An 11,958-nucleotide genomic window follows, 5' to 3' on the forward strand; every position below is an offset into this window, starting at 1 on the left:
GTGTTGTCAAGCGGCCGTCGTGACCGGCGGTGACACTTCGTAGCACCGCCGGTCACGGATCAGGGCCCAGATGACGTTGACGCGTCGGCGGGCGAGGGCGAGAACGGCCTGGACGTGCTTCTTGCCCTCGGCGCGTTTGCGGTCGTAGAACCTCCGCGAGTTCGGGTCGTACCGGACGCTGACCAGCGCGGAGGTGTAGAAGACCCGCTGAAGTCTGCGGTGATAGACGAGCGGGCGGTGGAGGTTGCCGCTGACCTTGCCGGAATCATGTGGTCGCGGGGCGACGCCGGCGAAGGCCGCCAGCGCGTCCGGGGAATCGAACTCGTCAAGGCTGCCGCCGACAGCGGCGAGGAACTCGGCTCCTGTGTCGCGCCTATGCCGGGAACGCTCAGGACGATGTCGGCGAGTTCGTGCTCGCGAAACCGGCCCTCGATGAGCTTGTCCATCTCGGCGATCTGCTCGTTGAGGGTCATCACCTCCTCGGCCAGGGTGTGGACCAGCTTGGCGATGGTCTTCTCCCCCGGGACAGCGGTGTGCTGTCGCGCGGCGGCCTCGACGGCCGCCTCGGCCAGGGCTCTGGCATTGCGGACCTTGCGGTTGGCCAGCCACGTCGTCAGCCGAGTGGCCCCGGCACGGCGGATCGCGGCCGGGGCCTGGTAGCCCGTCAGCAGCCTGAGCGGCCCGGTGTTCGTCACGTCCAGGGCCCTCTCCAGGGCCGGGAACATGGACAGTAGGGTGCCACGCAGCCGGTTGACCGAGCGGGTGCGGTCCTCGACCAGGTCGGCCCGGCGGCCGGTCAGCAGCTTCAGCTCGACGGCGGCCTCGTCGGCGGGGCGGATGGGCCGCAGGTCGCGGCGCATCCTGGCCTGGTCCGCGATGACGTAGGCGTCGCGGGCGTCGGTCTTTCCCTCACCGCGGTAGCCGTCGGAAGCCCGGTTCACCAGCCGCCCCGGCATGTAGAGGACCTGCTGGCCGTGGCCGACGAGCAGGGCCAGCAGCAGCGCGGGCTCCCCGCCGGTCATGTCGATGGCCCAGGTGACCTCACGGCCGTCGGCCAGATCCAGGACATCCCCGATCAGTTTCAGCAGCTCAGGTTCGTCGTTGGCCACCCGCCGCGACAGCAGCGTCTTGCCGTCCGCGTCCAGGGCGAGGCCGTGATGGTGGCCCTTGCCGCTGTCGATCCCCGCCCATATCCGGCTCATCGCGCTCCTGACGTACGTGTTCGTTCGGTTCGTACCACGGACGACCTCGCCGGCATTGCTCTACACAGCGACTTGTTCGCACTTCCTAATCGGCGGCCGAGTCGTCGTGGGGCGCCGGGCGGCGAAGCCAGGGAAACCACGAGACGGCAGCCGCCTGATAGCCACACCCGGCACCCCTGGGCGACCCAACCCTACGAATGGCTCGATCAACCCGATCAAGAAGGTAGAGCCGTCTGAGCCGGATCCGCCGCGGGCCGGCGGCCGGCGCGCGGGACGTGCGCTCGCGGAAAGGCCCCCGCCGAGGCGGGGGCCTTTCGCTTGCCCGGGGCTGCCGGGCGGCCGTCCCGTCACCCGGCGGCAATGCCCGGTCCCGGCACGGCCCGGCCCGGCCCCGCGGGCTACGCGGCCGGCCGCGGCAGGGGCTCGCCGTACCAGCGCTCGACCAGCCGGGCGGCGATGGAGATCCCCGACGGCGGCAGCACCTCGCCCGTCTCGAACGCGCGGCGCAGCTCCTCGCGGGAGAACCAGCGGGCCTCCTGGATCTCCTCGCCGTCGACGTTGATCTCGTAGGAGTCGGCCCGGGCGGTGAAGCCGAGCATCAGGCTGTACGGGAAAGGCCAGGGCTGGCTGGCGACGTAGTCGACCTCGCCGACCCGCACGCCCGCCTCCTCCCACACCTCGCGGACCACCGCCTGCTCGATGGACTCACCCGGCTCCACGAACCCGGCGAGCGTCGAGAAGCGGCCCTCCGGCCAGTGCACCTGGCGGCCCAGCAGGGCCCGGTCCTGGTCGTCGGTGACCAGCATGATCACCGCGGGGTCGGTGCGCGGGTAGTGCTCGGCGCCGCAGCCCGGGCAGCGGCGGATGTGGCCGGCGGCCGCGACCACCGTGCGCTCGCCGCAGCGGGAGCAGAAGCGGTGCATCCGCTGCCAGTTCTCCAGGGCGACCGCGTGCACCATCAGCCCCGCGTCGCGCGGGGACAGCAGCATTCCGGCCTCGCGCAGCCCGGCCGGGCGGGCCGACTGGTCCATGCGGCCGGGCAGGGCGTCCTTCTGCAGCGCGAAGTACCGTACGCCGTCCTCGTCCGTGCCGAGGAAGTAGCGGTGGGTCTCGGTGAGCGGGGCCTCGAAGGCCGGGGTCATCACGATCCCGGTGCCGCCGTCGGGGGTGTCGTCGATCAGGACCTGGCCCCCGGAGACCACGAAGACGCGGGTCGTCGGGTGGCTCCAGGCGGCGGCGAGCCAGGCCTCGTCGAGGCGGTGGTGCGCGGCGCGGTCGATCCCGCTGGGCGCGGCCAGCGAGATCGGGTGCTCGGTATACGTGCTCACAGGTACTTCCAACTCCCCCGGTGGCGTGGACGGGCAGGCTCGGTGACTCGTGACTCGTGTCGCGTGATGCGTAATGCGTGCTGCATGACTGGGGTGCGCGGTGCGGGCGCCGGGTCCGGGGCGGCGGGTCAGGCGCGCGCCGGCTTCCAGTGCGCCGCCAGGTCCCCCCACAGGTAGGCGGCCGTCTCCACGCCCTTGAGGAGCAGGTCGAGCTCGACCTTCTCGTTCGGCGCGTGCCAACCGTCCGACGGCACCGAGATGCCGAGGAACAGCACGGCGGCGCCCAGGACGTCCTGGAGGTCGGCGGCCGGCCCCGAGCCGCCCTCGCGGGTGAAGCGGACCTTCTTGCCGAAGGCGCGGCCCATGGCCCGGACGACGGACTGGAGCGCCGGGTGGTCCAGCGGGGTCAGGCACGGCCGGGTCGGGGCGCCGAAGACGATGGAGTGGCGGACCCCGTCCGGAATGCGGGCCGCGACCCAGTCCCGGACGGCGGCCTCGACCTCGTACGGGTCCTGTCCCGACACCAGGCGGAACGACAGCTTCAGGTGGGCGGAGGCGGGCACGATGGTCTTGCCGCCGGGACCCTGGTAGCCGCCGCCGATGCCGTTGACCTCGGCCGTGGGGCGGGCCCAGACGCGCTCCAGGGTGGAGTAGCCCTTCTCGCCCGCCGTCGCGTGCGACTTGGCGTTGCCCAGCCACTCGGCCTCGTCGAAAGGCAGCTCGGCGATCAGCGCCCGCTCCTCGTCCGTCAGCTCCGCGATGCCGTCGTAGAAGCCGGGGATGGTGACCCGCTCGTCGGCGTCGTGCAGCGCCGCGACCAGGCGGGCGGCGACGGTGGCCGGGTTGGGCACGGCCCCGCCGAACGCGCCCGAGTGGACGTCCTGGTCCGGCCCGTGCAGGTCGATCTCGCAGTCGGCGACGCCGCGCATGCCGGTGCACACGGTCGGGGTGGTCTCCGACCACATGCCGGTGTCGGAGACGATCACCACGTCGGCGGCGAGGCGGTGCGCCTCCCGCTCGACCAGGGCACGGAAGTGCGGGGAGCCCGACTCCTCCTCGCCCTCGACCAGCAGCTTCAGGTGTACGGCGGGGGCGGCGGCGCCGGTCGCGGCCAGGTGGGCGCGGACGCCGAGGGTGTGGAAGAACACCTGGCCCTTGTCGTCGGCGGCGCCGCGCGCGTACATCCGCCCGTCCGCGACGACCGGTTCGAACGGCTCGGTGTGCCAGCCGTCGGCGAGCGCGGCGGGCTGCACGTCGTGGTGCCCGTACACCAGGACGGTCGGGGCGTCCGGGTCGTCGGCGGGCCACTCGGCGAAGACGGCGGGCGCGCCGTCGGTCTCCCAGACCTCGGCGACCGGGAAGCCGGTCTTGGCGAGCTGTGCGGCGAGCCACTCGGCGCTGCGTCGTACGTCGCCCGCGTGCTCGGGCTGGGCCGAGACGGAGGGGATGCGGAGCCACTCGGCGAGGTCGTCGAGGAAGGCGGCGCGGTGCGTGTCGATGTACGTGCGGACGACGTTGTCCGCCGGGGTTTCGCTCATGCACACGAGCCTATCGGTCGGCCCGGCGGCCACCGGCGGCGCCCGATCCGCCTTGGAGGATCCGCTCAATGGTGATCCGGCCGGGCAGTCGGCGCGGGCGGATCACACGGCCGCTGCGGACGTGGAGGAAGGCCGCCCCGACCCGGCGCAGGGGGGTGCCGGTGGTCTCCGCCCAGGCGAGGCGGTAGATCGCGAGCTGGAGCGGGTCGGCCTCGGTGCTGCGGCCGGTCTTCCAGTCGACGATCTCGTACGCGTACTTGCTGCCCGAGGGGTTGCGGTAGACGGCGTCGATCCGGCCGCGGACCACCCGGCCGGCCAGGGTGACCTGCACCGGGGCCTCCAGGCGGTACGGGGTGCGCTCGGCGTACTCGCTGCGCTCGAAGGACTCCTTGAGGGCGGCGAGGTCGGCCTCGTCCGCGACCTCCTGGTCGGTGCCGGGGAGGTCCGCCTCCGGCTCCAGGACGTCGAGGAAGGGGAGCGGGAGCTCGTCGAAGCGGGACTCCACCCAGGCGTGGAAACGGGTGCCCTGGCGGGCCGCCGGCTGCGGGGGGCGGGGCATCGGGCGGGCCAGGTCGCGGGCGAAGGCCTGCTCGTCCGCGGCGAGGCGGAGGAGTTGGCTCGCGGACAGGGCGGGGGGCAGCTCGATGTCGCGGACGGCTTCGCGGGTACGGCGGAGTTCCCCCTCCAGGGCGTCGAGGTCGCGGTCCCAGGAGGCGACGGCCCGCGCCTCCTCGGGGGTGAGCGCGGTGGCCGCGGCGGAGCCGCCGGCCGGCCGGTCGTCGGGCCCCGCCTCCGGCGGGACGTCGCCGGGCAGCCACAGGTCCGCGTCGGGACCGTCCCAGGCCCCGGGGGCGGCCCGGGGTGCCGGGACGGTCCGGGGGGCGGGGGCGGCCGGGGCCGTCCGCGTCGCCGCATCACCGGGCAGCCACAGCGCGTCGGGGGCCTCCTCGCGGGACGGCTCCTCGTCGTGAGGCCGGTACTCGTCGTAGGGCGGGTACCCGTCGTAGGGCGGGTACTCGTCGTACGGCGGGGCCCCGTCGTCCGGCGGGTCCTCGTCGTGGGACGGGTCCTCGCAGTGCGGGGGCCACAGGTACTCGTCCGGGGCCGGCGGGGCGGGCTCCGGGCGGGGGGCCGCCAGGTGGGACTCGACCAGGGCCGCCGCCGCGCGGCGCAGGGCCAGCGACTGCGGGTCCAGCGGCAGGGGCCAGGAGTGCTCCGGGGCGGACTCGGCGGCCAGGGCAGGGTTCTCCTCGTCCTCCCCCGGCTCCGGGGCCCAGGCCTCGATCTCGCCGTGGCCGGCGGCGCAGTGCTCGTACAGCGCCTGCAGGAACGGCGACGGCCCGCGCGGCTTCTTCTGCGTCGGACCCCACCAGTGGGCGGAGGCCAGCAGCAGCGAGCGCGGCCGGGTGAAGGTCACGTAGCCCAGGCGGAGCTCCTCCACCTCCTTGTGCTCCTTCAGGGCCGCCTTGAAGGACTTCAGGCCGACCGAGGTCCACGCGGGGTCGGCCGGCAGGGTGGGCGCGTCGCCGCGCAGCGCGTACGGCAGGACCCTCGCGTACGAGGTCCAGGCCTCCGGCGGCTTCTGCTTCGGGAACGAGCCCGCGCACAGGTCGGGGACGACGACCACGTCCCACTCCAGCCCCTTGGACTTGTGGGCGGTCAGCACCTTGACCGTGTTCTCGCCGCCCGGCAGGGCGTGGTCGAGGCCCTTCTCGTACTGAACGGCGGTCCGCAGGAAGCCCAGGAAGGCGAGGAGGGACGCCTCGCCGTCGAGGGAGGCGAAGCCGGCGGCGACGTCCAGGAAGGACGACAGGGTCTCGCGGCGGCGCGCGGCCAGGGCGTGCGGGGACGCGGACAGCTCCACGTCCAGGCCGGTCGCCGCCAGCACCCGGTGGAGTACGTCCATCAGCGGGTCGGCGAGCGAACGCCGCAGGTCGCGCAGTTCCTGGGCGAGGTGCGCGAAGCGGACGCGGGCGTCCGGCGAGAACGGCAGGTCGTCCACGGCAGCGGTGCCGGGGGCGCCGTCCAGGAAGGTCTCCAGGGCGTCGGCCAGGGAGACGATCTCGACCGGGTCCACCCCCTCCACGGCGGCCGCCAGCCGCCCCTCCGGGTCGGTGCCACCCTGCGCGCGCCCCACCAGCTGCCGGGCGCGCCGCCCCAGCAGGGCCAGGTCGCGGGCGCCGATGCGCCAGCGGGGGCCGATCAGGAGGCGGACGAGGGAGGCGTTGGCGCCCGGGTCCTGGAGCACCTCGCACACCGCGATCAGGTCGGCGACCTCGGGCAGGTGCAGCAGCCCGGACAGGCCGACGACCTCCACCGGCACGTCCCGGGCCACCAGGGCCGCCTGGATCTGCGCGAAGTCCGCCGCGCCCCGGCAGAGCACGGCGATCTGCCGGGGCTCGGTCCCGGTCCGCACCAGGTGCGCGACCGAGTCGCCGAGCCAGTCGAGTTCCTCGGCGTGCGTGGGCAGCAGCGCGCAGCGGACGGAGCCCGCCTGCTCCTCGCCCGGCGCGGGGCGCAGGGCCTCGACGCCCTCGTGCATGGCGCGCAGCGGGGCCGCCAGGCCGTTGGCGAGTTCGAGGAGGCGGCCGCCGCTGCGCCGGTTCTCGCTGAGCGAGAAGCGGGTGGCGGGGCTGCCGTCGGCGTGGGGGAAGTGCGCGGGGAAGTCGTCCAGGTTGGCCACGGACGCGCCGCGCCAGCCGTAGATCGCCTGGCAGGGGTCGCCGACGGCGGTGACGGCGTGCCCGGTGCCGCCGCCGAACAGGCCGGACAGCAGCAGCCGCTGGGCGACGGAGGTGTCCTGGTACTCGTCGAGGAGGACCACCCGGAACTCCTCGCGCAGCAGCGCCCCCACCTCGGGCCTAGTGGTGGCGAGCTCCGCGCAGAGGGCTATCTGGTCGCTGAAGTCGAGCAGGTCGCGGGAGCGTTTGGCGGCGCGGTAGCGCTCGGTGAGCTCCAGCAGTTCCAGGCGGCCGCGGACCGCCTCGGGGATCTTGCGCAGCTCCTCGTTGCTGAGGCGGGCGCCGGCGAGTTCGTCGAGCAGCGCGGTGTCGTACGCGCGCAGCCGCCCGGGGGTCACCAGGTGCTCGGAGAGCTCCGCGTCGAGCGCGAGCAGGTCGCTGACCAGGTCGGGGACGGACTTGGTCAGTGCGGGGTACGGGCCGGGGGCCTCGCGCAGCACGCGCGCGGCGAGCTGGAAGCGGGTGGCGTCGGCGAGCAGCCGGGCGCTGGGCTCCAGACCGATGCGCAGGCCGTGGTCCTTCAGCAGCTGGCCGGCGAAGGCGTGGTAGGTGGAGATGCGGGGCTCGCCGCCGGCCGCCGCATCGGCACCGGCGGTGCCCGCGATGTCGGCGGCGTCGGCCGGGGAGGGGTCCGGGTCGGTGATGCCGGCCTGCGCCAGGGCCGCCCGTACGCGCTCGGCGAGCTCGCCGGCGGCCTTGTTGGTGAAGGTCAGGCCGAGGACCTGGGAGGGGGCGACCGTTCCGGTGCCGACCAGCCACACCACCCGGGCGGCCATGACCGTGGTCTTGCCGGACCCGGCGCCGGCCACGATGACCTGCGGGGCGGGCGGGGCGGTGATGCAGTCCAGCTGCTCGGGGGTGAACGGGATGCCGAGGAGCTCCTTGAGCTGCTCGGGGTCGGTGAGGCGGGGGGAGGGGCGCGCGGACACCCGGAAAGGCTAGCCGTCCGGGCCGACAATCCCCCGCGATCCGCCTCACACCGCGGGCGGCTGCGACACGGGTCACTCCCGCCTTCCGCCGCGCCGGGGCACTCCCCCGTCCGCTCCGCCGCGGCTCACGCGGCTCACGCGGCTCACTCGACGGTTTGGCGGCCCTCCGGGCGCGCGCTGCACGAGCTGCGGAAGGAGCAGTGGTCGCACTGCCGGCCGGGCGCGGGAACGAACCGCTCGTCGAGGACCTTCCCGGCGGCGGTCGCCAGCAGGTCGCCGACCCACTCTCCGGAGGATCCGGGCGACAGCGGCTCCTGCCCCTGCACCTTGGGGACGGTCTCCCCGCCGTCGCGCACGGGCGCGCCCTGGCGCAGGTGGACCAGCTCGGCGCCGCCCGGCGCGGGCCGCGTCCCGTCGAAGACCCCGTCGACCGCGCCCTCGCGGACGGCGAGCTGGTAGACGGCGAGCTGCGGGTGGCGGGCGACCTCGTCCCTGGTCGGCGCGGACTTGCCGGTCTTGAAGTCGACGACGTACGCACGCCCCTGCGGGTCCGCCTCGACCCGGTCCATGGAGCCCCGGATCCGGACGGCGTACTCGCCCGCTTCGAGCGTGACGTCGAAATCGTGCTCCGTGGCGACGGCCGCCCTGCCCCCGCGGTCGGTGGTGTGCCAGCGCAGGAACCGCTCCAGGGCCGCGCGGGCGTTGTCCTTCTCCTGGCGGGACTTCCAGGGGGCGTCGAAGGCGAGGGCGTCCCAGACCGAGTCCAGGCGCTCCATGAGGACGGCGAGGTCGGCGGGGGTGCGGCCGGAGGCGACCTCGTCGGCGAGGACGTGGACGACGTTGCCGAAGCCCTGGGCGGCGGTGGCCGGGGCGTCGGCCTTGACCTCGCGGCCGAGGAACCACTGGAGGGAGCAGGTGTTGGCGAGCTGGTCCAGGGCGCTGCCGGAGAGGGCGACGGGCCGGTTGCGGTCGCGGAGCGGGACGCTGCTGCGGGTGGGCTCGTACAGGCCCCACCAGCGCTGCGGGTGCGCGGCGGGGACCAGCGGCCGCTCGTCCTCGTCGGTGAGCGCGGCGAGGCGGGCGAGGCGTCGGGCGGCGGCGTCGCGCAGGGCGGGCGAGGCGTCGGGGTCGACGGTGGTGGCGCGCAGCTCGGCGACGAGCGCGGGCACGGCCAGCGGGCGGCGCGGACGGCCGGAGACATCCTTGGGGGTGACCCCGAGTTCGGTGAGGAAGCGGGAGGGCTGGTCGCCGTCCTCGGCCGGGGCCTTGACGGCGGTGACGACGAGCCGCTCGCGGGCCCGGGTGGCGGCGACGTAGAAGAGGCGGCGCTCCTCGGCGAGGAGGGAGCCGGCGCTGAGGGGCTCGGCGAGGCCGTCGCGGCCGATCCGGTCGGCCTCCAGGAGGGAGCCGCGGCGGCGGAGGTCGGGCCACAGGCCCTCCTGCACGCCGGCGACGACGACGAGTCCCCACTCCAGGCCCTTGGAGCGGTGCGCGGTCATCAGCCGGACGGCCTCGCGGCGGGTGGCGCGGCGGGTGAGGGTGTCGGCGGCGATGTCCTCGGCTTCGAGCTGTTCGAGGAAGTTCAGGGCGCCGCGGCCGCCGGTGCGCTCCTCGGCGCGGGCGGCGGTGTCGAACAGGGCGCAGACGGCGTCGAGGTCACGGTCGGCGTTGCGGCCGGCGGGGCCGCCGCGGCGGGCGTTGCGCTCCAGCCGCTGGGGCCAGGGGGTGCCGTCCCAGAGGGTCCACAGGGCCTCTTCGGCGGTGCCGCCGCCCTGGAGCAGCTCACGGGTCTTGCGCAGGAGCAGGCCGAGGCGCTGCGCGCCGCGGGCGTACGCCGGGTCGTGCGCGACGAGGCGTTCCGGCTCGGCGAGGGCGCGGGCGAGCAGCACGTCGGAGGGCGCGGGCACCGTGACGCCGGCGGCCCGCTCCTCCTCGCGCAGGGCGCGCCCGAGGCGCCGCAGGTCGGCGGCGTCCATCCCGCCGAGCGGCGAGGCGAGCAGCGTGAGGGCTGCCTCGACCCCGACCCACCCGGCGTCGCCGCCGGCCCCGCCAGCCCCGGCGGCCCCGTCCGTCTCGACTGCGTCAGACGCCTCGCGGACTTCGGCCGCCGCCCCGACCGCGGCGGGCGTCTCCGGGGCTTCGGCGTGCTCCGCGGGTTCGCTGCCGGGGGCCGGCGTCGCGCGGGCGGCGGCGCGCAGGGCCGTCAGGAGGGGGGAGACGGCCGGTTCGTGGCGCAGCGGGATGTCCGCGCCGTCCGTCTCGGCCGGGACTCCCGCCGCGATCAGGGCCCGCCGCATCGCCGGCAGGGTGCGGCCGCCGGCGCGGACCAGGACGGCCATGTCCTGCCACGGCACGCCGTCCTCCAGGTGTGCGCGGCGCAGGACGTCGGCGATGTTGTCCAGCTCGGCGCCGGCCGTCGGGTACGTGTACACCTCGACCCGGCCCCCGTCCCGCGTCGGGGCGAGCCCGCGGTGGGCCCGGACGGCGTCGGAGGGCAGCCGCGGCACCGGCATGCGGGTGGTCAGCAGGCGGGTGGCGGCCAGCAGGTTCGCGGCCGAGCGGCGGCCGACGGTCAGCGCGCGGACGGCAGCGCCGGGGAAGGCCCCCTCGAAGTCCAGCGTGTTGTTGATGTCCGCGCCGCGGAAGGCGTAGATCGACTGGTCCGGGTCGCCGAACGCGACCAGCGTGCCGCCCGGCCCGGCCAGGGCCTGGAGCAGGCGCAGCTGCGAGGCGTCCGTGTCCTGGAACTCGTCGACGTAGATCACGTCGTACGCGGCGGACAGCGCGGGCGTCCGCTCGGCGAGCAGCACGGCCCGGTGCAGGAGCTCGGCGTAGTCCATCGTGCCCTGCATGTCGAGGACGTCGAGGTACTCGGAGAGGAAGGCGGCGGCGGCCTTCCAGTCCGGGCGGCCCTGCCGGGAGGCGAACGCGTCCAGCGCACCCGGGCCGAGGCCCAGCTCGCGGGCGCGGGCGAGGACCGCACGGACCTCGTCGGCGAAGCCGCGGGTGGTGAGCGCGGCCCGCAGGTCGTCGGGCCAGCGGATGGACCGGATCTCGCGCTGGCCCTCCAGCAGGGTGCGGACCATCACGTCCTGCTCGGGACCGGACAGCAGCCGCAGCGGGTCGGCGAACAGGTCGGTGTCCTGGTGCGCGCGGACCAGCCCGTAGCAGAAGGAGTGGAAGGTGGTGGCCTGCGGGGCGCGGGCGCCGCCGAGCCGCAGGGCGGCCCGGTCGCGCAGTTCCACGGCGGCCCTGCGGCTGAAGGTGAGGATCAGGATGCGGGCCGGGTCCGTGCCGGCCTCGACGCGGGCGGCCGCGGCCTCGACGAGGGTGGTGGTCTTCCCGGTGCCGGGTCCGGCGAGGACCAGCAGCGGTCCGGCGGTGTGATCAACCACCGCCCGCTGGGCTGCGTCCAGCACAGGGGGCTCCACCCGCCGCTGCCGACCGCGCACGAGGCGGTACGCGTCCGGGGTCCGGGTACGCCGCCGCTCGGAACGGTCGGAGGAAGAGGTGATCACGTGGGGTGCCGGTCCTGGTGGGTCTGCTGCGGTTGCTGCGGTTGCTGCGGTTGCTGCGGTTGCTGCCGTGGCGCATGCCGAAGAGGCAACGCTACGGCAAGCGGGACGCCCCGCGCAGTTCGCCGAGGTCCGGAGCGGGCGGCCGTCCCGGGTGCCGGACGGGACACCGTCGCGGACGGCGGGAGCCGCCCCGGGCGGGCCGTCGCCGCTCCCCCGTACGGTCCTCCGCGGGGGCGGCCCACTCCCCTCCGGGGCGCTCCGTGGCCGAAGCTGTCAGATGTGACCCTCGTCCCGTTCCGCGCTCGCGCCGCTCCCGTCCCAGCGGGCCCGCCGCATGTCCAGGCGCGCCTCCCCGTCGGTCGTCAGCCGCAGCGGGGTGGACTCGGCGCGGTAGTGCTCCAGGGCCCGGTGCTCGCTGCCCGGCAGGGGGCGGCCGTCGGCCCGCACGACGCGCCACCAGGGCACGCCGCCCCCGTACAGGGCCATCACGCGGCCGACTTGGCGCGGGCCCCCCTCGCCGAGCCATTCGGCGACGTCCCCGTAGGTCATCACCCGGCCGGGCGGAATCCGCTCGGCCACCTCCAGCACGCGCTCCGCGTACGCGGGCAGCTCCTCGCTCATTCCGCCCATGGTGCCGCACGCGGCGCAGGCCTCTGCGGAGTGTTTCGTTCCCGTACCGGCGCGCACCCTGATGCCCCCCGC

General features: G+C 75.3%; 5 protein-coding genes and 1 pseudogene. All 6 read right to left on the bottom strand.

What is annotated here, in order from left to right; genetic code table 11:
* Positions 1 to 6 precede the first annotated feature (6 nt).
* The 6 genes and pseudogenes from ACSHWO_RS12125 to ACSHWO_RS12150 all read right to left on the bottom strand — a co-directional run bounded on the left by ACSHWO_RS12125 (position 7) and on the right by ACSHWO_RS12150 (position 11,886).
* Positions 7 to 1,202: pseudogene (locus ACSHWO_RS12125) on the bottom strand (IS110 family transposase).
* 398 nt (positions 1,203 to 1,600) lie between these two features.
* Positions 1,601 to 2,542 (bottom strand): NAD(+) diphosphatase, encoded by a 942-nt coding sequence (gene nudC / locus ACSHWO_RS12130; protein ID WP_361089157.1) that lies wholly within the window; start codon positions 2,540 to 2,542, stop codon positions 1,601 to 1,603.
* A gap of 116 nt (positions 2,543 to 2,658) precedes the next feature.
* Positions 2,659 to 4,068, bottom strand: coding sequence for a dipeptidase (locus ACSHWO_RS12135; RefSeq protein WP_438311740.1), 1,410 nt, complete (start codon positions 4,066 to 4,068; stop codon positions 2,659 to 2,661).
* A gap of 10 nt (positions 4,069 to 4,078) precedes the next feature.
* Positions 4,079 to 7,738, bottom strand: coding sequence for a UvrD-helicase domain-containing protein (locus tag ACSHWO_RS12140; protein ID WP_438311742.1), 3,660 nt, complete (start codon positions 7,736 to 7,738; stop codon positions 4,079 to 4,081).
* Between the two features lie 143 nt (positions 7,739 to 7,881).
* Positions 7,882 to 11,256, bottom strand: coding sequence for an ATP-dependent helicase (locus ACSHWO_RS12145; protein WP_438311744.1), 3,375 nt, complete (start codon positions 11,254 to 11,256; stop codon positions 7,882 to 7,884).
* Positions 11,257 to 11,529: 273 nt separating this feature from the next.
* On the bottom strand, positions 11,530 to 11,886 hold the full coding sequence (locus tag ACSHWO_RS12150) for an MGMT family protein (RefSeq protein ID WP_385849420.1): 357 nt from the start codon (positions 11,884 to 11,886) through the stop codon (positions 11,530 to 11,532).
* Positions 11,887 to 11,958: the final 72 nt, after the last annotated feature.

The organism is Streptomyces pallidus (ex Mingjun et al. 2026) (assembly GCF_051550185.1).
Classification (GTDB): domain Bacteria; phylum Actinomycetota; class Actinomycetes; order Streptomycetales; family Streptomycetaceae; genus Streptomyces.

Excerpts from the sequence above, each read along its gene's own strand:
- ACSHWO_RS12150 (WP_385849420.1), bottom strand. The coding sequence starts at position 11,886 with ATGGGCGGAATGAGCGAGGAGCTGCCCGCGTACGCGGAGCGCGTGCTG.
- ACSHWO_RS12135 (WP_438311740.1), bottom strand. The coding sequence starts at position 4,068 with ATGAGCGAAACCCCGGCGGACAACGTCGTCCGCACGTACATCGACACG.